This is a genomic window from Sporosarcina sp. ACRSL, from assembly GCF_022346605.1.
In the GTDB taxonomy this organism is placed as follows: domain Bacteria; phylum Bacillota; class Bacilli; order Bacillales_A; family Planococcaceae; genus Sporosarcina.
Genome location: NZ_JAKRNT010000001.1, coordinates 1 through 24470 on the forward strand (window position 1 = coordinate 1; position 24470 = coordinate 24470).

Here is a 24470-nt window from a genome sequence, read left to right on the forward strand (position 1 = left end):
GAGATTTCCCATTACATTTGTAAGTAAGATCCCTCAAAGAAGATGAGGTGGATAGGTCCGGGGTGGAAGCGTGGCGACACGTGCAGCTGACGGATACTAATCGATCGAGGACTTAACCTTATAAGTTAATCTAGTACAGTTGAACTTGATGAAGTTCCGTAACAATGTTGGTTTTATCCGGTTTTGAACGAACAAACATCGTTCAAACAAGTTTTTTTAAAAAAAGACTTGTAAATTTCTACAGAATTGGTATAATCAATATTGTCTTGATTGAGAAGCCAATTGGTCTGGTGACGATGGCGAAGAGGTCACACCCGTTCCCATCCCGAACACGGAAGTTAAGCTCTTCAGCGCCAATGGTAGTAGGGGGCTTCCCCCTGTGAGAGTAGGACGTCGCCGGGCCAGCCAATTTCATTACATAAGTAAGAAGTGTACAAGCATACACAACTGACGGAATGAATGCGGATGACGCAGTAATGCGAAGCTTATCGCAACTCCCGTTAAAATTGGGAGAAGCGAGTAGAACAAGGAAGCGATTGAGAGAAGGAAGGAACGTACAAAAGTACGTGACTGACAGATCGAATGAAGCTGACGCAGTAATGCGAAGCTTATCGCAATTTTAACACGGAGGATTAGCTCAGCTGGGAGAGCACCTGCCTTACAAGCAGGGGGTCGGCGGTTCGAACCCGTCATCCTCCACCATAAATATCAATATTAATGATTTGCCGGTGTAGCTCAATTGGTAGAGCAACTGACTTGTAATCAGTAGGTTGAGGGTTCAAGTCCTTTCGCCGGCACCACTTTTTGAGCCATTAGCTCAGTCGGTAGAGCATCTGACTTTTAATCAGAGGGTCGCAGGTTCGAATCCTGCATGGCTCACCATTTCTTGACTCTCTGTCTTGATACAATATGCGGGTGTGGTGGAACTGGCAGACACGCTAGACTTAGGATCTAGTGCCGTAAGGCGTGGGGGTTCGACTCCCTTCACCCGCACTCTTAATGCGGAAGTAGTTCAGTGGTAGAATACGACCTTGCCAAGGTCGGGGTCGCGGGTTCGAATCCCGTCTTCCGCTCCATATAACTTGCCGGGGTGGCGGAACTGGCAGACGCACAGGACTTAAAATCCTGCGGTAGGTGACTACCGTACCGGTTCGATTCCGGTTCTCGGCACCAATTTAATTATTATAGAATGCGCCCGTAGCTCAATTGGATAGAGCGTCTGACTACGGATCAGAAGGTTGTGGATTCGAATTCTTCCGGGCGCGCCATTATTTTATGAGTAACGGGAAGTAGCTCAGCTTGGTAGAGCACTTGGTTTGGGACCAAGGGGTCGCAGGTTCGAATCCTGTCTTCCCGACCACTTCTTAACTTATGGGGCCTTAGCTCAGCTGGGAGAGCGCCTGCCTTGCACGCAGGAGGTCAGCGGTTCGATCCCGCTAGGCTCCACCAATTCTTTAATACTTTTCCCGGCGGCGTAGCTCAGCTGGCTAGAGCGTACGGTTCATACCCGTAAGGTCGGGGGTTCGATCCCCTCTGCCGCCATCCTAAAGGACCTTTAGCTCAGTTGGTTAGAGCAGACGGCTCATAACCGTCCGGTCGCAGGTTCGAGTCCTGCAAGGTCCACCACTATTTGAATAGTTATTACGGAGGAATACCCAAGCCTGGCTGAAGGGATCGGTCTTGAAAACCGACAGGGGTGTTAAAGCCCGCGGGGGTTCGAATCCCTCTTCCTCCGCCATTATTTTAAAACAACTATAGTGATTATGTTTAGGAATTAAATATTATTATCGCGGGGTGGAGCAAATCACATCACGTAGAATGTGATTTGTGTAATTTCCTAAAAGGAAATTACAACAAAGTCCCAAAGCAAAACTAAATGCGTAGGATTTAAACTTCCTATAATAATTATTATCGCGGGGTGGAGCAGTGGTAGCTCGTCGGGCTCATAACCCGAAGGTCGCAGGTTCAAATCCTGCCCCCGCAACCAAATGGTCCCGTGGTGTAGCGGTTAACATGCCTGCCTGTCACGCAGGAGATCGCCGGTTCGATCCCGGTCGGGACCGCCATCTTTTATTTATTACATATACATGTGGCTCAGTAGCTCAGTCGGTAGAGCAAAGGACTGAAAATCCTTGTGTCGGCGGTTCGATTCCGTCCTGAGCCACCATTCCTTGCGGGTGTAGTTTAGTGGTAAAACCTCAGCCTTCCAAGCTGATGATGAGGGTTCGATTCCCTTCACCCGCTCCATGGGCCTATAGCTCAGCTGGTTAGAGCGCACGCCTGATAAGCGTGAGGTCGGTGGTTCGAGTCCACTTAGGCCCATCATCATATTCCGCAGTAGCTCAGTGGTAGAGCAATCGGCTGTTAACCGATCGGTCGTAGGTTCGAGTCCTACCTGCGGAGCCAATTTTTATACGGGGAAGTACTCAAGAGGCTCAAGAGGCGCCCCTGCTAAGGGCGTAGGTCGCGAAAGCGGCGCGAGGGTTCGAATCCCTCCTTCTCCGCCATACTTATTGGCCCCTTGGTCAAGCGGTTAAGACACCGCCCTTTCACGGCGGTAACACGGGTTCGAATCCCGTAGGGGTCATACTACTAAGGAATCTGGAATAGATTCCTATCAAGAAAAACAGTTTGAGAAAAGAAATTTTTCTCAAACTGTTTTTTTGTTTTTTAGAAACACGTAACATAATGGAAGGTGCTCTTTGGACGTAGGAAAGCCTACATTGGTCGCAAGAAGGTCCATATTGGACGCAGAAGGTCCGATATTGGACGCGGGAGTGCGCTGCCCGTATTTGGCGCATTCCCGTCTACCTGGACGTCGAGAGATGCTCTTTCAGCCTTTCGCTGAGATAGCCAATTATAGTTAGACCGAACGTAATCTGGTATTCAAAATTCCTTTCCTGTATAGCTATCCTTTCGTCGATATGGAATATCTCCGATCGGTGATTCCAGCCCTTCATCATCCAGTGTCTCTTCATACTCCTCGGACGTTTCTGATCGAACGAATCCTCTCGTTTCTCCGGTGATGTCTGTACTCACGAATTCCTCCATCTCTTCTGTAGCGCCATCCATTAGTTCATTGTCATATAGGGTATTATAATCATGACGGTCTCCAAAGAAATCAGCAGGTGTCTCAGACGTACCGAATTTAGCTATTTCCTGAAAGCTGTCTTCACTGTCTCTTTCATTATGATCACGATCAGTGGCTTCTCTTCTTTCCGCGAAAGTGTTAGGGTTGGCCATGATTAAAACATCCTCTTCCGATGGTCGGTCGTTTGGCACATCCCGTTCCGGCGTATGCTCAATGCAGTATGTCGTGTAAGGAAGTGCTTCCAGCCTTTCGTATGGTATTTCGCTATTACATACTTCGCAATAGCCGTAAGTGCCATCCATCAAAGCATTTAACGCATGCTCTACTTTATCGGATTCATCACCTGCATGTGTATGCAATGCCAAGTCCTTCTGTCTTTCAAATAGCTCCGTACCCATATCCCCGGGATGATTGTCATACGTTGATAATTCTCCAACTTCTTCCCGTGCGGCGTCTCTTATATCCGTTTGACTTTCCGTTTTCTGAAATTGTGATTTCATTTCCAGTAGACTTGTCTTAAGCATTCTCTTCTGTTCAGCCGTTAACATGATCAGCACATCCTTTTATGTTAGTTACGTTAGTATGCTCATTGACTGATGACTTCATCATAGAAGCATTGTACCTTCACAATTCCTTTTGAATGGAAGAACTAAACATGGAATACAAATACAAAAAAATGAACTTGCCAAAAGGGCAAGTCCATCGAAGTAATTATAGTATGTGACCAATTAGGATGCTGATACCTAACAATAAACCGAATAATGTATTTGTAATTGCTGTGTTCTTCATAGCAGGCATTACTTCCAATGGAAGCAGATGTGCCCGGAATGTTCTGATCGCTTGTATCGGTTTACCAATACTTAGAAAGACGAGCAATGCCCAAGGTGTTACAATTCCTAAAACAATCAGTATGATAATCCAGACATACGCTACGATAAAAAATGAAGCGAGGATTGTAATTGCGTTGGATCTCCCGACAAGAATGGCTAACGTCTTCCTGCCACCTTCTTTATCACCCTCCAAATCGCGTATGTTGTTCGACATCATAATCGCAGCAACGAGAAGCATACTTGGAATGGAAATCAGAATAGCATTTGTCGTCACTTCGCCAGTTTGAATATAAAACGCGATAAGAATTAGTAGCATTCCCATTACAACGCCCGATATGAGTTCCCCGAATGGTGTGTAGGCGATTGGAATCGGGCCACCGGTATACAAGTAGCCGATGAGCATTGAGACGGCTCCTACGACAGCTAGCATCCAAGAAGTTTCCATGCAAATATATATTCCAATTAAAACCGAAATGGCGTACAATGCCAAAGCGATTTGAAGTACAGTTTTTGGCTGAACTCCATTACGGACAATTGTGCCGCCTATTCCAACAGAATGTTCTGTATCAAGTCCGCGTTTGAAATCATAATACTCATTGAACATATTTGTTGCCATTTGAATTAAAAGGCTCGCTACGAGCATTGCCAAAAATAGCGGAAAGTGAAGGTTTCCGTAAGTTAGGGCGATCATTGTTCCGAGGAAAACCGGAGCGAACGCTGCTGTAAGTGTATGTGGCCGTGTGAGCTGCCACCAAATGCGCCATCCGGAATCAGCTTTAATAGTTTGTTGCATTTTTTTCTCTCCTATCGTCATGTTTCCGTAATCCATTGTACTCTAAATTAGGAGAAAGAGGTATCCTTCCTGCATTATCTATGTCAGATTGCCGATATTCCGGTATAATGGAACTAAGAACTCGTTCTTCTAAAGTAAAGATAAAAACATCACATGGCAATCGATTATGAAGGAGAGAAAATGATGGGTCACAGAATGACGGATATTCGTGAAATGCAAAATGCGATCATATCCCCAAGTACTCGTTTTTTCACGGAAACAGTAGAAGTGGGAAGAATATCGCCTTTGTCATTTTTTGAAGCAGGCGCTTCCTTATATAGAGATAAACGTTTCTATTGGCAAAATGCTGATAAGACGTTGACGTTAGTAGGAGTAGGACATGCCTACATATTGGCGAACAGCAAAACAGACGACCGTTTTAAAGATATTTCGGAGAAATGGAAACAGCTATGCTCCATTTTAATTAAAGAGGAAAAGGATATTGCACCTGTCATATTCGGCGGGTTTTCTTATGACGAGAAAAATAGAAAAGAATCAGAGTGGAGTGGTTTTCCATCCGCATACTTCGTGATCCCTTCCTTCCAATTGAAAATCGAGGATGGCAGGACGATGGTATCGATCAATATGATTACAGACCAGAAGGAAGCTGCCGCTGATTTTGAAAGGCTTCGTGAGGAACGTGACAGACTCATTCACGTTGCACAGGTTGAGGAATTTGACTTTTCAAACCAAAATAACATTCTTTCTATGAATGAACGAGGAAAAGCGCAATATTTGAGTGCAGTCGAAAACTCAACCGAATTAATTCGAAGAGGCAAGGCGGATAAAGTTGTCATAGCCCGTGCCCTTGAGCTCTCATTCGAAGATGAAGTAAGCAGTGTTAATGCATTACATGCAATCACGAATGAACAGCAAGAAAGTTACCATTTCGGTCTCCAAAAAGGGAAATCACTCTTCTTTGGAGCAACACCAGAGCGGTTGATTGAAATTAGCAACGGAAAAGCATATTCCGCCTGTGTCGCGGGGTCCATCCGTCGAGGGAAATCTGCGATGGAAGATCGTCAACTTGGCGAAGAGCTTCTTGGTGACAGGAAAAACAGAGAAGAGCATCAGCACGTTGTCGACATGATTTCAAATGTCTTCAACAGCTACTGCAGTGAAGTGCACATACCGAAAACACCGAGATTAATGAAAATCCGAGATATCCAGCATCTTTTCACTCCTGTCGAAGGGACGCTCGCAGAGGAAATCGATATTTTCTCATTCGTTGAGGCTTTACATCCTACACCTGCATTAGGAGGTGTTCCTACGAACGTTGCTTTGGAAATTATCAGGCAAGAAGAAGGGATGGACCGTGGGTATTACGCAGCTCCAATCGGCTGGACAGATGCTGTCGGCAACGGGGAATTTGCAGTGGCGATCCGTTCTGCCTTAATTAATGAAAACCGTGCCTATTTGTATGCTGGCGGCGGAATCGTTGCGGATTCCGACGCGGAGCTCGAATATGAGGAAACTTGGGTGAAGTTCAGACCTGTATTAAGGGCGCTTGGAGGAAAGTTGAATGGATGAGCGAAGAATTTTGACAGACCATGTTTTACGAATGACGGACTCTTTATTGCAAGCAGGTGTCGAAAAAGCCGTCATTAGCCCTGGGTCGCGATCCACACCCTTGGCATATGCATTCGCTTCGTCCGACAAACTCGAAACGTATATGCAAGTCGATGAAAGGTCTGCAGCGTATTTCGCGCTTGGATTGGCAAAGGCATCCGGGAAACCGGTCGTTCTCTTATGTACATCAGGGACAGCTGCATCGAATTTCCATCCTGCGATCACCGAGGCTTATTACGCACGCATTCCATTGATCGTGCTCACTGCCGACCGGCCGCATGAACTGCGAGGCGTCGGTGCTCCTCAGGCGATCGACCAATTGGATATGTACGGCAAGCATGTGAAGTTTAGTGTGGATCTGCCTTTGGCGGAAGATAATGAAGAACTTGATTGGTTCTTGGAGCGGCATATTAGCCGTGCAGTTTCTGTTGCGATGACGAAACCGATGGGACCGATTCATTTGAATATTCCATTGCGGGAGCCTTTGCTCATTGATTTTGATAGGAAACCACGGACATCCACTTTTGTGGAAAGAGTTCATGGTGAATTGGAGCTGACAGCAAGCCAACAGCAATCGCTTGCAACTCTTTTATCGAAAGCGGAAAAAGGATTACTCATTGCAGGGGAATTGCCGATTGGATTTGATAAGGCTGCATTTTGGAGTTTTGCAAGGAAACTTCAGTGGCCTGTGTTGTGTGATCCTTTATCCAATTTGCGCTCAGAAGTACCGGATGACTGCAAGTCGTTATGCATCGTCCATTATGACGCCCTCTTGAAAAGCGGACAGTTCCAGTTGAAAGCCGTACCCGATACTGTCATCCGTTTTGGTGCACAGCCGGTTTCAAAGCCATTGAGTTTATTTTTGAAAAAATATCGGCCTAAAGTGTTCATCGCCGTCGATGAATCACCGGAATTCCGGGATTCGCTTGGCGTTGTGACACACCATCTTCAACTGTCTCCAGAGGCCTTGTATGCCGTTCCAAATGAGCAGGAAGCCACTCCTTATAGTCTAATATGGTCTTCAGCAGAGGACATCGCAGAAACTGCAACTCGCCGTTACGAGGGGATGGCAGGGGACGAAGGTGTCATTGTGAAAACATTATTCGAAATGCTTCCGGATCGAACAGATTTATTTAGCGGCAGCAGCATGCCAATCCGGGATGTCGATACATTTTTCTGCAAGACGGATAAAGACATCACGATATTTTCAAACAGAGGGACGAATGGAATTGATGGTGTCGTCTCCACGGCATTTGGAATTGATGCGGCGAGAAAAAGAACGACGTATCTACTAATCGGGGATCTATCTTTCTTGCATGATGTGAATGGGCTGATCGTATCCCGTTTTCACGAAACAAATTTGACGATCATAATTGTCAACAATGATGGAGGCGGCATCTTTTCTTATCTTCCGCAATCGACGGTTGAAAACCATTTTGAGGAGCTGTTCGGCACCCCGACAGGCTTGACTTTCGAGCATATCGGCGCCATGTATGACGCTCAATATGCAGCCGTACATTCAGTTGAGGAATTCAAAAAGGAATTCCAGAAGGAAAAGACGAAAGATGTCCGGATCATAGAAGTGTTTACGAGTCGACCGGTGAACGTTGAAGCGCATCGGGCGTATTGGGCTAGTGTCGTTGAGGAGCTGGAACGAAATGAATGAACTTCAAATTCCCGTTCGCGGGCTGTCAATTCATGTCGAGATGGAGGGTGAGCCGCATTTGCCGGCTGTCGTCTTTCTACATGGTTTTACAGGAACCTCAGCTACTTGGAAGGAAGTTCGAAACGAATTAAAAGGGAAATACAGGACGATTACCGTAGACTTGACAGGTCACGGAAACACAACTGTACCAGAATCACCCGAGCGCTATTCGATGGAAGAGCAGATTGAAGATCTTGAAGCGCTTTTCGTGCAACTTGGCTTGGATACGTTTTACGTAGTTGGTTATTCAATGGGCGGTCGCATCGCCCTGGCTTACACGATTCATTATCCAAAACGGGTGAAGGCATTGTTCCTTGAAAGTTCGTCTCCTGGCCTAAAGGAAGAGCGGGATAGAATAGAACGGCGAAAAGCTGACAAATTGCTTGCGCAAAAAATTATGGAGAACGGCATCGTTTCATTCGTTGATAAGTGGGAGAATATCCCCCTATTTGAATCTCAAAAAAGTCTTCCCGCTGAAAAAAAGCAGGCGGTTCGGAATGAAAGATTACAGCAAAGTGAAACCGGACTTGCGAACAGTCTGTTGGGAATCGGTACCGGCAGCCAGAAATCGTATTGGGAATCGCTTCATTCAATTCCAAATCCCGTTTTACTAATGACAGGGGAGCTAGATGCGAAATTTGTAGGAATTGCCCGGGAAATGCAAGCACTTTCTCCAATGTGGCGACATATTGTCGTTCCGGAGGCGGGACATGCAATTCATGTGGAAAAACCACGTATCTTTGCTACAATGATTATGGAGTATATGCAACATATTCAACAATTGGAGGAGGAAGAAAATGGCTCGTCAATGGGAAACAATCCGTACATATGAGGATATCAAATATGAGAAATACAACGGCATTGCAAAAGTGACGATTAACCGTCCAGAAGTGCGCAATGCATTTCGTCCGAAAACTGTTATGGAATTAATCGATGCGTTCTCACGTGCTCGCGATGATAACAGCATCGGAGTTATCATACTGACAGGTGAAGGTGAGAAAGCATTTTGTTCAGGTGGAGACCAATCTGTCCGCGGACACGGTGGTTATGTAGGGGATGACGAAATTCCACGTTTGAACGTACTTGACTTGCAAAGGTTGATTCGTGTCATTCCGAAGCCTGTCGTTGCGATGGTGGCAGGATACGCAATCGGTGGCGGTCATGTATTGCACGTCGTTTGTGATTTAACGATTGCTGCAGACAATGCACGATTTGGACAAACAGGACCTAAAGTTGGTTCATTTGACGCGGGTTATGGCTCTGGCTACTTGGCTCGTATCGTCGGTCATAAGAAAGCAAGAGAAATTTGGTACCTATGCCGCCAATACGATGCTCAACAAGCATTAGATATGGGTCTGGTCAACACAGTTGTCCCTTATGAGCAATTGGAAGACGAAACGGTCCAATGGTGCGAAGAGATGCTCGAAATGAGCCCGACTGCACTTCGTTTCCTGAAAGCGGCTATGAACGCTGATACAGACGGACTTGCAGGTCTTCAACAAATGGCTGGAGATGCAACATTGCTTTATTACACGACAGATGAAGCGAAAGAGGGAAGAGATGCCTTCAAAGAGAAACGTAAACCTGACTTTGGTCAATTCCCACGTTTTCCTTAATATTTCGAAGGCTGCTTATTCTAATAGACTGCTCAGATTGTAGACAAAGTCGTTTTTTGACTTTGTCTACAGTCAATTTTAAGGGGAAACACGATAAATAGGGATATCCTCAGCCTGATTGAAAACGCTTGTCAAGGAAGGCAACCTAAGAGCGCCACGTCCTGTGGCGACGGTTGCATGACTCGCCGCCTGCGAGCCCGCGCGAAGTGGAGCGAAGACGCGAATAGAACTAAAGTTCATGAGCGGACAAGCGACACGAGCAACAACGGATGCGAGCGTTTGTCAACAGGCTGAGGCAGCTTTTTTAATAGGAAGAAGGGTGTATCTATGATACCTAATTGGTTACTCCAAAGAGCTTATTTGACACCGGACAGGATGGCTCTTTCATTTGGCGATAAACGATGGACATTCCAGGAACTTTCAGAAGAAGCAACGTCGATAGCCCGGAAATTGAGATGGAACGGTTTACATGAAGGTGATCGAATTGCCTTGTTAGGACCGTCCACGCCTGAAATGGTCTTCGTTATCCATGGCTGTTTGTTGGCGGGGCTTGAAATCGTCATGCTGAATAGCAGACTAACGTCTAAAGAAATATCTTGGCAATTGAATGATTGCGATGCATCGATGTTGATTGTAGAAGATGAATTACTGAATCGAGTCAAAGGATTACCTAAGTCGAAGCTGACGTTTTCTGCAATTGATGCAAGCGGCGAACAACACTTCGACATAACAAAAATGTGGAAACCTTTCAGGACAATGACCATTATGTATACATCGGGGACTACCGGTTATCCGAAAGGCGTCCGTCAAACAGCAGGCAATCATACGTCTAGTGCAATATCCTCCGTATTGAATCTTGGACTTTCGGAAGATGATATTTGGCTATGTACGATGCCGTTATTCCATATAAGCGGTTTCTCGATTCTTGCGAGATCCGTCATATATGGAATGGGTGTAAGGTTATATGAAAAATTAGATGCCGAATCGGTCGTTGCGGAAATTCAAAGCGGTACAGTTACGAGAATATCTGTCGTTGCGACAGGGTTACATCGGATTCTCGAGCAGTTTGAGAAAAACAACGCTATGGCCCATCCTACATTTCAGTCGATGTTGGCTGGAGGAGGTCCAGTGCCGGATGATTATTTGCGCCGGGCGGAAATGCGGCGGTTGCCTGTTTTGCAGACGTATGGCATGACGGAAACGAGTTCACAAACAGCAACACTGTCCTCCGAGGATGCATTGCGGAAATCCGGTTCTGCAGGCAAGCCGTTATTTTTCAATCAAATTAAAATAAGGGATGCAGAGCACCCGGGACAATACGGAGAAGTGCTCGTTGCAGGCCCACATGTCACGCCTGGATACATTGGTCACGCCGCCGATAAGGATCCGCTAGAAAACGGATGGCTGCCGACAGGGGATATCGGCTATTTCGACGAGGATGGCTATTTATTCATCGTTGATCGGCGGTCCGATCTGATCATTTCAGGTGGTGAAAACATTTATCCTGCTGAAATCGAAAACGTGCTCATTTCACATCCTGACGTAAAAGAGGCGGGCGTGTGCGGAGTGGAAGATGCTGAATGGGGCAGTGTGCCGGTCGCTTTCATCATCGGCAATGAAACGCTGACAGCTGCTGATCTTGAACAATATTGTAAACAACAGCTTGCGGGCTATAAGATACCGAAAGTATTTCATTTTGTAGATGAATTACCGCGCAACGCTTCCAATAAGCTGCTACGCCGGGAATTGAAACAATGGGCTTCTGAAAAATAAAAAAGAGAGCGGCCCCTTGAAAAGGGGCCACTCTCTTCGTTATTTACTAAGCGCACGTTCAAAAACAGTCAAGTTTCGTTCCATCAACGTGAAGTATGTTTCTTCATTTTTAATATCTTCCTGGGTAAGGACTCCTAAATTATGAAGCGTCAATGATTCTGCGCCGACTTCATTTTTAATCACTTCGGCTAACTTCGAAGAAACATTTTGTTCGAATAAAATATATTGTACATTTTCGTCTTTTGCCTGTTCGACAATTGCTGCGAGTTGCTTTTGAGACGGTTCACTTTGGGAATTCAGTCCAGCAATGGCTACTTGATGTAGCCCATATTCATCCGCAATATAGCCAAATGCCGCATGCGAGACAAAGAAAGTCTTTGTCGCAGCTTGGTCGGCCATTTCCTTAAATCGTTCATCCAGTTCGATCAAATCATCTTCAAGAAGGTCAAAGTTCTTGACAAACGTTTCTTGCTGAGCAGGCATTTTTGAAATGAGCGCTTCCTTTATGGAGTTTGCGAGTTCGATGCTCAATTTTGGAGAAATCCAAACGTGCGGATCGAATTTTGAATGATTGTGACCATGTTCATCGCTGTCTTCTTGATCATTCTCATGTTCATCTTCATGCTCATCTTCATGCTGGTGCCCTTCTAGCTGCTCCTCCGAAATGGACGCAGCAGTCGCAACGAATTCAACATGCTCATTCTTTAACGTCTTTCCTGCGTTTTCGACGAAACCTTCCAGACCGAGCCCGATGTAAAAGAATAGATCGGCATCTGAAAGGGCGATCATGTCTTTCTGGGTAGGTTCAAATGAGTGTTCATCTGCTCCTGCTGGATAGATCGATTGGACGTTAACGAGATCTCCACCGATCCGTTCAGTAAAGTATTGGAGTGGATAGACTGTCGTGTACACGTTCAGTTTTTCACCTTCTCCAGCTTTCGTCTGTTTATTAACTTCCTTGTTCCCGCAGGCGCTGACAAGTAACATCAAAAAGAGTGCCAGAAAAACGAGTGATTTCTTCTTCATATTATAATTCCTCCACTATGGTAACAGTAATGATTACGATTTAATTGCTTTACCATAATACAAGATATAATTGTTTTTCGCAACATAAAAGAAAAAACCGGCACGATTGCCGGTACCGATTATTTCTTTTCATTCAATTTGTCCGGTACGGGATCGAAGCCGCCTTCATGGAAAGGGTGGCATTTTAAAATTCGACGAATCGTCAACCAACCGCCTCTTAACGTACCATGCTTTTGAATCGCCTCAACGCCGTAATGTGAGCATGTCGGATAAAAACGGCATGATGGCGGAGTGAGCGGAGAAATAACTTTTTGGTATATCTTTATCATACTAATTAATATTGTTTTCAATCATGAACACCTTGCTTTCTGCTATATGTTTATTTTATTTCTTCCAGTGGTAAATTAACAGGGAGAAGCATTATAAATATGAAAGAAGAGGGGTTTTTTTATGTCTAAGGAATTAATGGAAGAGTTAAATGTACAAGTATCCACTTGGTCGGTCATGTATGCCAAGTTGCATAATTACCATTGGTACGTGAAAGGAAAACAGTTTTTCACCTTGCACGCAAAATTTGAAGAGCTTTACAATGAGGCTACGGCTCATATGGACGAGATTGCAGAAAGGATTTTGACGCTAGGTGGGAATCCTACAGCAACATTGAAGGAGCATTTGGAGCAGTCCGTCGTAAAAGAGGCGAACGGTGATGAAACTGCCGAGGATATGGTGAAAACGATCGCTGACGACTTCGGCCGCATTATGAAGTCCTTGAAAAAGGGGATGGAAGCGGCAGCAAAAGACGGCGATGATATGACAGAGGATTTACTGAATGCGACATATCAAAGCATTGAGAAGCATCAATGGATGTTGAATGCATTTCTCGGTGAAGACAATAAATGATCATGAAGTATTGAATTAGTGTTTTTTTCTCCGATAATACCAGTGTAAAGGAGGAATCGTTTATGAACATGAACTCCATCATGGCGAGCCAATTGAGAAGTTTACAATCTACTGTCCAATTGAGCGTCATGAACAAGGCATTATCGGTGAATGCGACGGCAGTGACAGATATGCTGCAAAGTATGCAGGATCAACCAGCGGCACATCCTTATAAAGGCGCTGCTGTAGATATCAAAGCATGATTCAAAAGAGCGGGAATTCCTTGTAAAATAAGGAATTCCCGCATTTATTTTGTTGCTGGCGCTCGATACGTGTAAAATGGGGTACGGGAAGTAATGAGAATCATAGGAGGTACATTATGTCACAAATCCAATTCATACGGAATTTAATTATTGAAACGCCATCGTCGCCAGGAAACTTTGCAAAAGTTGCATCGGCAATCGGTGATCTGAAAGGTGATATAGGAGATATTCAAACAATCAAGGTTGGTACGTTATCTACGATTCGGGATGTGTCCATACAATGTACAAGCGTGGAGCAATTGGAGAGTATTGTATCTTCCATTAATGCCATCGGTGACGGCATTCAAGTACATGCTGTAACGGATGACGTTTTACATGCACATGAAGGCGGCAAGATTGGGATGAAGAGCCGTGCAGAAGTTCGTTCGTTAGGAGATCTCCGTAGGATCTATACGCCTGGAGTCGCCAATGTTTGTAAAGTGATTCAAAATGATCCGGTACAAGCGAACTATTTTACAGGGATTTCAAACACCGTTGCAATCGTGACGGACGGCACTGCCATTTTAGGACTAGGCAATATCGGTCCGGTCGCAGGCATGCCAGTAATGGAAGGGAAGGCTGTCTTGTTTGATCAATTCGCAGGCATTAGCGGAATTCCGATTTTGCTCGATACGAGTGATCCCGATGAGGTTGTGGAAACAGTTAAACATATTCATCAAAGTTTCGGTGGGATTTTGCTCGAGGATATCGGGTCGCCGCATTGCTTTGAAATTGAAGAACGGTTGAAAGCGGAATTGCAAATTCCGGTTATGCATGATGACCAACACGGGACAGCAGTCGTTACTCTCGCATCAGCTCTTTCGGCTTGCCGTCAATCCGGTGTGGAATTATCGAAATCCGTTGTCGGGCAAATTGGATTAGGCGCTGCAGGTCTGGCCATTAGCAGGATGTTCATGGCATATGGGGTGAAAGAAATGTATGGGGTCGACCCGAATCCGGCAGCTGTCGAAAGACTGACACAACATGGCGGAACGGCTTTGGATTCCATTGAAGAGATTATGCAAACTTGTGATATCGTCATTGCAACGACAGGTGTTCAAGGATTGATTAAACCAGAGATGGTCCGTAAAGGGCAAATAATCTTGGCATTGTCCAATCCGAATGCTGAAATTGAACCGGAAGTCGCTTTAAAAGCAGGGGCAGCATTTGCGGCAGACGGCAGACAAGTGAATAACATACTCGGTTTCCCTGGAATTTTCCGTGGTGCTTTGAATGCTCATGCAAAAGACATTACATATACGATGTTAATCGCCGCAGCACTCGCCATTTTGGATAGTACAAAACCGGGGGATCTCGTGCCGCATCCATTAGATCCCGCAGTACATGAGAATGTAGCAATTGCTGTCGAGCTCGTTGCAAACGAAGAAGCGAATTCCATCTAACCGGCGCATCGTTTTTCCAAAGTGACCTATACTACGTGAAAAAAGGATGGGACACATGGAAAATGAAAAAGTAAGAATGTACGTTTCGATTGCCAATCAACAAATCTACCCGTATAAGCATGACTCCCCATGGGAATACGAGGTTGAGATGAGCCGGGAATTCCTGCCGGTTTTCCAACGATTGTTTAGACAAATGGACCAGCAGGAATTCCGTAACTTTCTAAGATCTCATTTGCCTTACGTCCCTTATCATTATGATAGGGATAATGACGACATCGATCGTAGTACGATGAAAGTGTATGCTTTGATTCACGAATTTTCGGATGATGAAACGAAAAGATTTATTGAAAAGTTGCCGTATTTCTCAAGGCCGGCAAGTCAATAAGACTGATCAGTCACGAATTTCATCCAGAATTGAATGAAAGGGCGTGATGTCTAATGGTAACGACATTTAAGGATTTACAAGGAGCCCATGTTGAGCTGACATTCGGAGAAAATCGGATGGGGATGGAAGCGAGGCATGTGCTCGTTGTTTTGAAACATAAAGGAAGATGGCTCATGACACGCCACTCCATACGCGGTATCGAGTTTCCCGGAGGCAAAGCGGAGGATGGGGAAACGATTGCGGAGGCGGTGGTTCGCGAAACGATTGAGGAAACGGGTGTAACCATTACGGATCTTGTCAAGTTTGCTGAATACGTTGTCGTTAGTAATGTGACGTTTTGTAAAGCGGTATTTACAGGAAAGGTCCATTCCATCGAAGAAAATCCACAATTGTTCGAGACGGAAGGCGCACTGTGGCTGACGGATGAAGAATTGGACAACTGCACGGAGCTAAGCTTTCATATGAAAGATACCGGGATGGCAGAAATACGGAAGTGGGTGGATGTCAATGTTACGTAACGGTGAAATATTGCATCGAAAGGATTATCCATCCCCGAATCCCCATATCCGACTTGAAGAAATAACCTACTGGTCGGATGGATTCAAGGTCAAAGGAATGCTGGCTGAACCAGTCAGTGGCGGGAATTATGATGGAATCATATACTTACGCGGAGGGATCCAACATGTCGGCATGGTCCGACCTTCTAGAATCGCTCAATTTGCCTCACAAGGTTTTGTCGTATTTGCGCCATATTACCGTGGGAACAGAGGCGGGGAAGGGCGCGATGAGTTCGCCGGTGCCGATCGGCAAGACGCCGTCAACGCTGTGGAAATCCTCAAGCAGAATCCGAAGGTGAACAAAGAACGAATCCATCTCTATGCTTTCTCCCGTGGAGGCATCATGGCGCTTTGGACCGCAATATTGCGAGAAGATATTACGTCTGTTGTCACATGGGCCGGCGTCTCAGATGTCATCTTTACATATAATGAACGGAAAGATATGCGCAGGATGATGAAACGGGTCATAGGAGGAACTCCGAACAACATGCCCGATGCGTACAGAGAACGAACTGCTTTATTCCGTGTGGATGAAATCAATGCTCCTGTTTTAATTATCCATGGGATGAAGGATGAAAATGTTTCTTTCGAGCAAGCGATATTGCTTGAAAATGCACTGAGGCAGAAGGATAAACAGTACGAAACATGGTATTTCCCTGAATACAACCATTATTTCCCTCCAGCACATAATGCACAAATCGTGCGGGATTTATGTGATTGGATGAAGCAGCAGGGGGAATGAATAACAGCATGTAAAAAGTCGTTCAAAGAGCATACTTTGAACGACTTTTTGTTTATTATTCCTGAACACTACAAACAACTAATCCTACAGCTTTTGCTGCGACGAGGAGTGAATCTTCATCGATATCGAATTTTGGATGGTGGTTAAAATATGGTTTTTCCACACCTTTAGGAGTACAGCCGATATAGAAGAAACAAGCAGGGAATTTCTCCGCGTAATAGGCAAAGTCTTCGGAAGGTGCCATTGGAGGCACTTCCTTCACTTCTGTAATTTCCTTTACATTCGCGTTTTTAAGCGTTTCCGCTACTTTTTCCGTAACCTCAGGATCGTTGTACAATGGTGGATAATCCGGAGTATACGTCAAATCACATTGCACATCGAACTCTTCTTCGAGTCCTTTCACCATACGTTTGACTTCCCGTTCAATGATTTCTTTCGTTTCTATCGTCATATAACGGATATCACCTTCAAGCTCCACACTATCCTTAATGACATTAAACGTGCCCGCTCCATCAAACGATCCGATTGTTATAACACCAACGCTAAAAGGACTGAGTCTCCGGCTGATAATCGTTTGGATAGCAGTCACGAAGTGAGCACCCGCAACAATTGCGTCGTTTGCTAAATGAGGGGACGAACCGTGTCCGCCTCTACCTTGTATTTTCAGCTTCATGTATGCCCGTCCATTAAAAGCGTAGCCTTTATTGTAACCGACCATACCGGCAGGGGAAATCGGCAGCAAATGAATGCCATACACTTCATCCAAATCATCCAACAGTCCAGATTCTACAATGCTTTTTGCTCCGCCAGGCGGAACCTCTTCCGCATGCTGATGAATGATTTTAATCGTGCCGGATAGCTCGTCTTTCAATTGAATTAAGCAATCTGCAAGGACTAACAAATAGGCTGTATGCCCGTCGTGTCCACATGCATGCATGACGCCTTCATTTTTAGATTTGAACGGCACATCCGCTTCTTCCACAATCGGAAGTGCATCAAAATCTGCACGCAATCCAATCGTTTTTCCGGGCTTTCCACCTTTAATCGTAACGATGATTCCGTACCCATTCCCGACATTCGTTTGGATATCAACGTCCTTGCCTTTATAGAAATCAGCAATATATTGAGCCGTTTTCTCTTCCTCAAATGATAATTCTGGATTTTCATGTAAATAACGGCGAATTTCAATCATTTCATCTTTACGCTCATCAAGCATTTGCATTAGTTTTTCTCTCACGAAATCCACACTCCCTTATTTAGCTTCGCTTTTACCAGCATTATTTGGAACCATGAAGATAATGGATACCAATGCAATTGCCGCGAAAATGACATTAGCAATGATCCCTCCAGTGGCAGCTGCGTGTACGCCGATATTATCAGAAATCATGGCATAGACAGTGGCTGAGATGGCAACCCCAAAAGCTGAACCGAGTGAACTTGCCATTTTATAGATTCCCGAAGCTGCACCAATTTTTTCGTCCGGCGCATTCGAAACGGCAGTGTCTGTAGAAGGTGTTGCATAGATCCCTAACCCAAGTCCGAACACAGCGAAACCTAAAAATACTACGACTGTATAAGCGAAATCCGGTAAAAACGTTAGACCCATAACACCAACTCCGATGAGTGTGAATAAAGTACCCCAAACCATTGGTTTTTTTGCACCGACCTTTTGAAGAATCTTTTCTCCGACGCGGATCATGGAGAGTACGACAACTAAATAACCGATGGAAAGCATACCTGATTGGAAAGATGTAAATCCTCGTCCTTCTTGTACGTACGTATTTGCAACGACAAGCGTTCCAGCCACAGCATTTAGCAAGAAGTTTGAAATAGTTGCCCCTGTATAGGGCATGTTTTTAAATAAATTAAAATCGATTAAAGCGTTTTCCTTGCCATTCTCTACTTTAATGAAGGCAAACGCCCCAATTATTGAAACGGCAATCAAGATAATCGTAACCCAGTTTGTCCAACCTAGTTGGTCACCTTGTGTGATAAAAATATTCAACGCTAACATTGTGATGATGAAGACAATCAGACCGCTAATATCAAACTTGGAATTTCCCGTTTGTTTTGCTTTACTTTCTGGTGTGTCCTTAATTAGCCATAAAGCAAGTATTGCAAAGATAATGGAGAAAATAAAAATCCATTTCCATCCCATATATGTTGCAACTGCTCCACCGAATAACGAACACACTCCAGATCCACCCCAGGAACCGATTGACCAGTAACTTAGTGCCCTTTGACGTTCAGCGCCTTCAAAATAATCTTTCATTAATGCAATCGTCGCAGGCATAATGCAAGCAGCAGATACTCCTTGAATGATCCGACCAACAATGAGTAAAAATGAACCTGTTGCTAAAACTAAACATAGAGACCCGATAATACTTAAAAAAAGTCCGATATTTGTCAGTTTTTTTCGTCCGAACTTATCGGCAAGGCCACCTGCCGCTACGATAAAAATTCCGGAAAATAATGCAGTTAAACTAATGGCGATGTTTAATGTCCCTGACGAAACGCCTAAATCCGTTTGTACCGCAGGAACAACGTTCACCATTGCTTGAGCGAACAGCCAAAATGTCAATACCCCGAATACAATCCCGGTAATTAATTTATTTGTACCTTTGTAGGCAGTTGTCATAATATGCTCTCCCTTATTTTTATTTCTTGATTTATTGTTTGCAGTGCTGTTGAATCTATGCACAAATGAAAATGGACGAATAGAAGGGAAAGGGGATATGACTGTGGGATTGTAAGGAAAAAAGGAAGAAATAAAAAAATCCAGATGCCTTTCAGCACCTGGATTGCAATTTATTAAGCGATGGGTCCGCCTTTTTGAGTGATTTCTTCAGAAACATGACCGAATTTCTTGAAGTTCTCGCGGAAGAGATCTGCCAATTCTTTCGCTTTTTGATCGTACGCCGCCGGATCGCTCCATGCATTGCGAGGGTTCAACACTTCAGTCGGCACGCCCTCTACTGCTTTTGGCATTGCAAGACCAAAGATTGCGTTCTCCTCGAATTCGACATTATTCAATTTGCCAGCAATTGCTGCACGAACCATTGTGCGAGTATGCTTCAATTCCATACGTTTGCCGACTCCATATTCGCCGCCAGTCCAACCTGTGTTGACGAGGAATACTTGCGCGTTGTGCTCATCGATTTTCTTCCCGAGCATTTCAGCGTAAACTGTCGCTGGAAGCGGAAGGAACGGAGAGCCGAAGCATGTCGAGAATGTAGCTTCCGGTGAAGTGACACCGCGCTCAGTTCCAGCAAGCTTCGAAGTGAAGCCGCTGAGGAAGTGATACATTGCTTGTTCCTTCGTCAATTTAGAAATCGGAGGCAATACGCCGAATGCATCCGCAGTCAAGAAGACGATTGCTTTAGGATGTCCTGCGACAGAAGGCGTCACAATGTTATCGATATTGTGAATCGGATATGCTGCACGTGTATTTTCAGTTAAGGAATTATCATCATAGTCCGGTACGCGTGTTGTTGGATCAAGCACAACGTTCTCAAGAACAGAACCGAATTGGATCGCTCCAAAGATTTCAGGCTCTTTCTCCTCGGATAAATTGATGCATTTCGCATAGCAACCGCCTTCGATATTGAATACGCCGTTATCTGACCAGCCATGCTCATCATCACCGATCAGCTTACGGTCTGCATCCGCAGAAAGTGTCGTTTTTCCAGTACCGGAAAGACCGAAGAATAATGCTACGTCTCCATCTTCACCAACGTTTGCAGAGCAGTGCATTGGTAGAATTCCATGCTCTGGGAGCAAGTAGTTCATGACGGAGAAAATTGATTTTTTCATTTCTCCAGCATATTCCGTTCCACCAATCAACACAATTCGCTTCTCAAGTGATACAATGATGAAGGTTTCGGAATTCGTTCCGTCTACTGCCGGATCCGCTTTGAATGTCGGAGCAGAAATAACCGTGAATTGCGCTTCATGCGCTTTCAGTTCTTCTGCTGTCGGACGGATGAATAGATTGTGAACGAATAGGTTTTGCCAAGCGAATTCATTGATAACTTGGATAGAGAGCTGTGAGTGTTTATCCGCGCCAGCAAAGCCTTTGAAAACGAAAAGCTCATCTTTTGTTTTTAAGTGGTTAAGAACTTTCTTATATAATGAATCAAAGATTTCAGATGAAATCGGGCGGTTCACTTTGCCCCAGTCAATTTTGTCTTTAGAAGAATCTTCTTCGACAATATATTTGTCCTCGGGAGAACGACCTGTATACTTTCCTGTCTCCGCAGAGAGTGCGCCGTCTGCAGAAAGTTTTGCTTCTCCACGTGAAGTCGCTTTTTCAACCAGTTCTGCAACAGAAAGTTGGATGTTGACATTGCTGCCTGAAAGTAACTCGTGTAATCCGTTTTCAATTTTAGCTGAAATCATTTATCGTACCGTCCTTTGCATGTAATCCCATTTGATGGGTAACAACACATTTCGTAAATAGTATAACACATTTAGAATAATAATCTATACTAATTAAAAACTCAAGCATATATGTCAAAAAAGATTTGACAAAGTGCATATTATTTCGTAGGATTGTTTATTGAACGGATACTCTTATCCCGAGCTGGCGGAGGGACAGGCCCTATGAAGCCCGGCAACCTGCGCATAATACTTGCGAGAAGGTGCCAAACCTGGAGCAAGGTGAACTCCTTGGACGATAAGAGTGAAAGGTGCTGCTTTTGAAATTCTGCCTTTCCTCATGTATATTTACGTGAGCGAAGGGCTTTTTTATTGATTTTATTTGGGCCCTTAATCCTTGTGTATGTTGACGTCGACTCTCTAGGCGCTAAACTGACTGGGACAAACAGAGTACCGTATCAATATTTGCAAGCCTTTAAGGAGGAAATTACAATGACAAATCGCCGATTGTTCACTTCAGAATCGGTAACGGAAGGACATCCAGACAAAATGTGCGATCAGATTTCAGACGCCATTTTGGATGCAATTCTAGAGGAAGACCCGAATGCACGCGTCGCGTGTGAAACGACAATTACGACAGGCCTCGTTTTAGTCATCGGGGAAATTACGACGACAACATACGTTGACATCCCGAAAGTTGTACGGGACACAGTGAAAGAAATCGGATATACTCGTGCGAAATTCGGATTCGACTGGGAGACTTCATCGGTATTGACATCGATCGACGAACAATCCCCTGATATCGCAGCGAGCGTTGACCAGGCACTCGAAGCACGCGAAGGGACAATGAGTGATGAAGAGCTTGAAGCGATCGGAGCGGGGGACCAAGGGCTAATGTTTGGTTATGCTTGCAATGAAACGCCAGAGCTGATGCCAATGCCGATCAGTTTATCTCATAAGCTTTCCCGCAGACTTGCGCAAGTGAGGAAAGATGACACGCTTGACTATTTGCGCCCTGATGGTAAAACGCAAGTGACCGTCGAGTACGATGAAGACAACCGACCTGTTAGAATCGATACGATTGTCATTTCGACGCAACACCATCCTGATATTACACTCGAACAAATTCAGCAAGACATTAAAGATCATGTCATCTATCCGGTTGTGCCAGCAGAGCTATTGGATGAAGAAACGAAATACTTCATTAACCCATCTGGTCGTTTCGTCATCGGTGGACCACAAGGAGACGCCGGTTTGACAGGAAGGAAAATTATCGTCGATACGTATGGCGGCTATGCGCGTCATGGCGGCGGCGCGTTTTCCGGAAAAGACGCAACAAAAGTTGACCGTTCTGCATCTTATGCAGCTCGGTATGTAGCGAAGAACATCGTTGCTGCAGGTCTTGCAGAACGTTGTGAAGTCCAACTTGCATATGCAATTGGTGTGGCAAAACCGGTTTCGATTTCAATCGATACATTCGGAACAGGAAAAGTCGAGGAAAGCAAACTGGTGGAAATTGTACGTGAGCTCTTCGACTTACGCCCGGCAGGCATTATAAAAATGCTTGACCTTCGCCGTCCGATCTACAAACAGACAGCGGCATACGGCCATTTCGGACGCACTGACGTCGAACTCCCTTGGGAGCAGACAGATAAAGCGGCAGACTTGATTGCAAGAGCAGGTATGACCGTATAATTATGTATATGAGAAACAGCAGCAATCCATCGTGGTAATCGATGAGTGCTGCTGTTTTTTGTCGTTCATTGGCACAAACGCTTAATGAACTGGACGCAATAATGCTGAACTGAGAAAGGAACCTAACAAGATTGATAGCGTTTTTATATAATAATAGTAAGGCAGGTGAATCAGCAATGAGTCTTCTAGTAGCGCTTATCGGTCTAGTTATTTTTGTCGTGTTGGTGGGTATTATCATTTTAATTGTTTCGAAAAATAAGTAAGGTGCTGCCAATTTACGCAGCACCTCAGCCTGTTAGACTTTTTTATTTTTGCATTTCCTTATAGATTTGTCCTTTTTCAATATAGCTGTTCACAACGCGTTTCATTTCAGCTCGGTCGTCATCGTTTAATTCGCGAACGACTTTTGCGGGTGAGCCGAGGGCAAGGCAGCCTGGTGGTATTTTCTTTCCAGGGGGGACAAGGGCTCCGGCTCCGATAAATGCCCCTTCGCCGATTTCTGCGCCATCCAAAATGATCGACCCCATTCCGATGAGTGCTCCTTTTCGGACGGTGCAACTATGTAGAAGCGCCTTATGCCCGACGGTTACGTCATCTTCGATCAATAATGTCTTCCCAGGGCTTTGGTGTAGGCAGCTCAAATCTTGGATGCTGACACGTTCTCCGATAATTGTTGGAGCGACGTCGCCCCGAATGACCGTGTTGAACCAGATGGACGAGTTTGCTCCGATCGTTACATCACCTGTAATTGTTGCATATTCCGCTACATAGACGGATGCATCGATTTTTGGTGTTTTTCCGTTGTATGAATAAATCATGAACGTCTCCTCTTTTCTAGAAATCATGTATAATTTATCGTATCATAAAACTTTCAATTATATAAAGGGGAGGTGAGTGCCATGTGGAAATGGGAAGCGGAAGGGCAGCCGAAAGCAGTTATCGCGATTGTCCATAATGCTTATGAACACCATCGACGATATGCGTGGCTGATCCAGAAGCTCCGAAACGGCGGATTCCATGTAGTCACGACCGATCTACCGGGGCATGGCTCTGCAAACGGCAGAAAAATCCATGATGAATCGTTCGAGTCATATGTGAACCACGTAAAAAAGATGATTGACATTGCATTGCAAGATAATTTGCCGTTATTCGTCCTAGGGCACGGTCTTGGTGCAACTCTTGTCATGCATATTTTACAACGTGAAAAACTAGAATGTGCTGGCTTCATTTTCAGTTCACCTTGGCTCTCCCTGAAGCATCAGCCTTCCAAGTTTTCAGGGGTATTAACAAAGCTATCGAGCTCTATGAAAGTGAATCATGACATTACAATCGAAATGTTAACGCGGAACTATGATATGTACATAGAATTTCAAAATGACCGAGATTATAGCTCCGTCGTCCTCACTTCCTGGTATCGTGAGTTGCTTGCGATGATGAAATCGATTACGAGTCATGAAGATAGTATTTTCGATGTTCCGGTCCTCATTCATACGGGGGAGAATGATAACATCACCGATGTTTCATTGGCAAAAAGATGGCTGTTGAACCAACATCTGTCGGAATTTCAATATAAGGAATGGAAAAGGCTTTACCACGATCTGTATCAAGAGCCAGAGAGGGAGGAAGTCTATTTGTACATCGAATCTTTCATGAACAATGTGCTCCGCTCGCTCGGCTATATTGTATAA

General features: G+C 44.8%; 22 protein-coding genes, 20 tRNA genes, 2 rRNA genes and 1 riboswitch. Of the genes, 36 read left to right on the forward strand and 8 right to left on the reverse strand.

What is annotated here, in order from left to right; all coding sequences use genetic code 11:
- The 23 genes from MHZ92_RS00005 to MHZ92_RS00115 form a co-directional block, all read left to right on the forward strand.
- Positions 1-120 (forward strand): 23S ribosomal RNA (locus MHZ92_RS00005); the annotation flags it as partial.
- 166 nt (positions 121-286) lie between these two features.
- Positions 287-402 (forward strand): 5S ribosomal RNA (gene rrf / locus MHZ92_RS00010).
- Positions 403-626: 224 nt separating this feature from the next.
- Positions 627-702: transfer RNA gene (locus tag MHZ92_RS00015), tRNA-Val, on the forward strand.
- 22 nt (positions 703-724) lie between these two features.
- Positions 725-800: transfer RNA gene (locus MHZ92_RS00020), tRNA-Thr, on the forward strand.
- A 6-nt stretch (positions 801-806) separates the two neighbouring features.
- Positions 807-882: transfer RNA gene (locus MHZ92_RS00025), tRNA-Lys, on the forward strand.
- A gap of 29 nt (positions 883-911) precedes the next feature.
- A tRNA-Leu gene (locus tag MHZ92_RS00030) sits at positions 912-993 on the forward strand.
- An 8-nt stretch (positions 994-1001) separates the two neighbouring features.
- A tRNA-Gly gene (locus MHZ92_RS00035) sits at positions 1002-1076 on the forward strand.
- A gap of 8 nt (positions 1077-1084) precedes the next feature.
- Positions 1085-1173, forward strand: a tRNA-Leu gene (locus MHZ92_RS00040).
- Between the two features lie 18 nt (positions 1174-1191).
- Positions 1192-1268, forward strand: a tRNA-Arg gene (locus tag MHZ92_RS00045).
- Between the two features lie 15 nt (positions 1269-1283).
- A tRNA-Pro gene (locus MHZ92_RS00050) sits at positions 1284-1360 on the forward strand.
- A gap of 13 nt (positions 1361-1373) precedes the next feature.
- Positions 1374-1449, forward strand: a tRNA-Ala gene (locus MHZ92_RS00055).
- Positions 1450-1468: 19 nt separating this feature from the next.
- Positions 1469-1542: transfer RNA gene (locus MHZ92_RS00060), tRNA-Met, on the forward strand.
- 7 nt (positions 1543-1549) lie between these two features.
- Positions 1550-1626 (forward strand) — tRNA-Ile (locus MHZ92_RS00065).
- 19 nt (positions 1627-1645) lie between these two features.
- Positions 1646-1738 (forward strand) — tRNA-Ser (locus MHZ92_RS00070).
- A 174-nt stretch (positions 1739-1912) separates the two neighbouring features.
- Positions 1913-1987: transfer RNA gene (locus MHZ92_RS00075), tRNA-Met, on the forward strand.
- A gap of 3 nt (positions 1988-1990) precedes the next feature.
- Positions 1991-2066, forward strand: a tRNA-Asp gene (locus MHZ92_RS00080).
- Positions 2067-2091: 25 nt separating this feature from the next.
- Positions 2092-2167 (forward strand) — tRNA-Phe (locus MHZ92_RS00085).
- A gap of 6 nt (positions 2168-2173) precedes the next feature.
- Positions 2174-2247: transfer RNA gene (locus tag MHZ92_RS00090), tRNA-Gly, on the forward strand.
- Between the two features lies 1 nt (position 2248).
- Positions 2249-2322, forward strand: a tRNA-Ile gene (locus MHZ92_RS00095).
- Positions 2323-2331: 9 nt separating this feature from the next.
- A tRNA-Asn gene (locus MHZ92_RS00100) sits at positions 2332-2406 on the forward strand.
- A 10-nt stretch (positions 2407-2416) separates the two neighbouring features.
- A tRNA-Ser gene (locus tag MHZ92_RS00105) sits at positions 2417-2507 on the forward strand.
- A gap of 8 nt (positions 2508-2515) precedes the next feature.
- Positions 2516-2587, forward strand: a tRNA-Glu gene (locus MHZ92_RS00110).
- Positions 2588-2702: 115 nt separating this feature from the next.
- Positions 2703-2867: a hypothetical protein gene (locus tag MHZ92_RS00115; RefSeq protein ID WP_239429466.1), complete on the forward strand. Its 165-nt coding sequence runs from the start codon at positions 2703-2705 to the stop codon at positions 2865-2867.
- A 19-nt stretch (positions 2868-2886) separates the two neighbouring features.
- Here MHZ92_RS00115 and MHZ92_RS00120 read toward each other — a convergent pair whose 3' ends face one another.
- Both MHZ92_RS00120 and MHZ92_RS00125 read right to left on the reverse strand, forming a co-directional pair.
- Positions 2887-3639: a TraR/DksA C4-type zinc finger protein gene (locus tag MHZ92_RS00120; protein ID WP_239429467.1), complete on the reverse strand. Its 753-nt coding sequence runs from the start codon at positions 3637-3639 to the stop codon at positions 2887-2889.
- 163 nt (positions 3640-3802) lie between these two features.
- Positions 3803-4714, reverse strand: a complete 912-nt coding sequence (locus tag MHZ92_RS00125) for a 1,4-dihydroxy-2-naphthoate polyprenyltransferase (protein WP_239429468.1) — start codon at positions 4712-4714, stop codon at positions 3803-3805.
- A gap of 153 nt (positions 4715-4867) precedes the next feature.
- Between MHZ92_RS00125 and MHZ92_RS00130 the strand changes: the two genes are divergently transcribed.
- From MHZ92_RS00130 to MHZ92_RS00150, 5 genes are all read left to right on the forward strand, one after another.
- Positions 4868-6283 (forward strand): isochorismate synthase, encoded by a 1416-nt coding sequence (locus MHZ92_RS00130; protein ID WP_370644510.1) that lies wholly within the window; start codon positions 4868-4870, stop codon positions 6281-6283.
- Complete coding sequence (menD, locus tag MHZ92_RS00135; protein ID WP_239429469.1) at positions 6276-7988, forward strand: 2-succinyl-5-enolpyruvyl-6-hydroxy-3-cyclohexene-1-carboxylic-acid synthase; 1713 nt, start codon at positions 6276-6278, stop codon at positions 7986-7988. Before MHZ92_RS00130 ends, menD begins: the two co-directional genes overlap by 8 nt.
- Positions 7981-8859, forward strand: a complete 879-nt coding sequence (gene menH / locus MHZ92_RS00140) for a 2-succinyl-6-hydroxy-2,4-cyclohexadiene-1-carboxylate synthase (protein ID WP_239429470.1) — start codon at positions 7981-7983, stop codon at positions 8857-8859. Before menD ends, menH begins: the two co-directional genes overlap by 8 nt.
- Positions 8825-9643 carry a 1,4-dihydroxy-2-naphthoyl-CoA synthase gene (gene menB / locus MHZ92_RS00145; protein WP_239429471.1) on the forward strand — a complete coding sequence of 273 codons (819 nt, stop codon included), beginning with the start codon at positions 8825-8827 and terminating at the stop codon, positions 9641-9643. Before menH ends, menB begins: the two co-directional genes overlap by 35 nt.
- A 327-nt stretch (positions 9644-9970) precedes the next feature.
- Positions 9971-11416, forward strand: a complete 1446-nt coding sequence (locus MHZ92_RS00150; protein WP_239429472.1) for an o-succinylbenzoate--CoA ligase — start codon at positions 9971-9973, stop codon at positions 11414-11416.
- 39 nt (positions 11417-11455) lie between these two features.
- Here MHZ92_RS00150 and MHZ92_RS00155 read toward each other — a convergent pair whose 3' ends face one another.
- Both MHZ92_RS00155 and yidD read right to left on the reverse strand, forming a co-directional pair.
- Positions 11456-12442: a metal ABC transporter solute-binding protein, Zn/Mn family gene (locus MHZ92_RS00155; RefSeq protein WP_239429473.1), complete on the reverse strand. Its 987-nt coding sequence runs from the start codon at positions 12440-12442 to the stop codon at positions 11456-11458.
- Positions 12443-12561: 119 nt separating this feature from the next.
- Entirely contained in the window at positions 12562-12792 is a 231-nt protein-coding gene (gene yidD / locus MHZ92_RS00160; RefSeq protein WP_239429474.1) for a membrane protein insertion efficiency factor YidD, read from the reverse strand.
- 100 nt (positions 12793-12892) lie between these two features.
- On the opposite strand from yidD, the gene MHZ92_RS00165 reads away from it, so the two are divergent.
- From MHZ92_RS00165 to MHZ92_RS00190, 6 genes are all read left to right on the forward strand, one after another.
- Complete coding sequence (locus tag MHZ92_RS00165; protein WP_239429475.1) at positions 12893-13342, forward strand: Dps family protein; 450 nt, start codon at positions 12893-12895, stop codon at positions 13340-13342.
- A 62-nt stretch (positions 13343-13404) separates the two neighbouring features.
- Positions 13405-13584 (forward strand): putative motility protein, encoded by a 180-nt coding sequence (locus MHZ92_RS00170; protein ID WP_239429476.1) that lies wholly within the window; start codon positions 13405-13407, stop codon positions 13582-13584.
- 116 nt (positions 13585-13700) lie between these two features.
- A complete protein-coding gene (locus MHZ92_RS00175) occupies positions 13701-15026 on the forward strand; it encodes an NAD-dependent malic enzyme (protein WP_239429477.1) in 1326 nt (441 codons plus the stop codon).
- 55 nt (positions 15027-15081) lie between these two features.
- Positions 15082-15411 carry a transposase gene (locus tag MHZ92_RS00180; RefSeq protein WP_239429478.1) on the forward strand — a complete coding sequence of 110 codons (330 nt, stop codon included), beginning with the start codon at positions 15082-15084 and terminating at the stop codon, positions 15409-15411.
- Between the two features lie 53 nt (positions 15412-15464).
- On the forward strand, positions 15465-15929 hold the full coding sequence (locus MHZ92_RS00185; protein WP_239429479.1) for an NUDIX domain-containing protein: 465 nt from the start codon (positions 15465-15467) through the stop codon (positions 15927-15929).
- Positions 15919-16710, forward strand: coding sequence for an alpha/beta hydrolase family protein (locus MHZ92_RS00190; RefSeq protein ID WP_239430046.1), 792 nt, complete (start codon positions 15919-15921; stop codon positions 16708-16710). The genes MHZ92_RS00185 and MHZ92_RS00190 overlap by 11 nt, the downstream gene beginning before the upstream one ends.
- Positions 16711-16765: 55 nt before the next feature.
- On the opposite strand, the gene MHZ92_RS00195 is transcribed toward MHZ92_RS00190, so the two are convergent.
- From MHZ92_RS00195 to pckA, 3 genes are all read right to left on the reverse strand, one after another.
- Positions 16766-17947 carry an amidohydrolase gene (locus MHZ92_RS00195; RefSeq protein WP_239429480.1) on the reverse strand — a complete coding sequence of 394 codons (1182 nt, stop codon included), beginning with the start codon at positions 17945-17947 and terminating at the stop codon, positions 16766-16768.
- 15 nt (positions 17948-17962) lie between these two features.
- Entirely contained in the window at positions 17963-19351 is a 1389-nt protein-coding gene (locus tag MHZ92_RS00200) for an MFS transporter (RefSeq protein ID WP_239430047.1), read from the reverse strand.
- Positions 19352-19521: 170 nt separating this feature from the next.
- Complete coding sequence (pckA, locus tag MHZ92_RS00205; RefSeq protein ID WP_239429481.1) at positions 19522-21108, reverse strand: phosphoenolpyruvate carboxykinase (ATP); 1587 nt, start codon at positions 21106-21108, stop codon at positions 19522-19524.
- A gap of 171 nt (positions 21109-21279) precedes the next feature.
- A riboswitch (SAM riboswitch) is annotated at positions 21280-21392 on the forward strand.
- Positions 21393-21579: 187 nt separating this feature from the next.
- Here pckA and metK point away from each other — a divergent pair.
- Positions 21580-22782, forward strand: a complete 1203-nt coding sequence (metK, locus tag MHZ92_RS00210; RefSeq protein WP_239429482.1) for a methionine adenosyltransferase — start codon at positions 21580-21582, stop codon at positions 22780-22782.
- A 305-nt stretch (positions 22783-23087) separates the two neighbouring features.
- Here metK and MHZ92_RS00215 read toward each other — a convergent pair whose 3' ends face one another.
- Positions 23088-23600, reverse strand: a complete 513-nt coding sequence (locus MHZ92_RS00215) for a gamma carbonic anhydrase (RefSeq protein ID WP_239430048.1) — start codon at positions 23598-23600, stop codon at positions 23088-23090.
- A gap of 81 nt (positions 23601-23681) precedes the next feature.
- Here MHZ92_RS00215 and MHZ92_RS00220 point away from each other — a divergent pair, with 81 nt between their 5' ends.
- Positions 23682-24470 carry an alpha/beta hydrolase gene (locus MHZ92_RS00220; RefSeq protein ID WP_239429483.1) on the forward strand — a complete coding sequence of 263 codons (789 nt, stop codon included), beginning with the start codon at positions 23682-23684 and terminating at the stop codon, positions 24468-24470.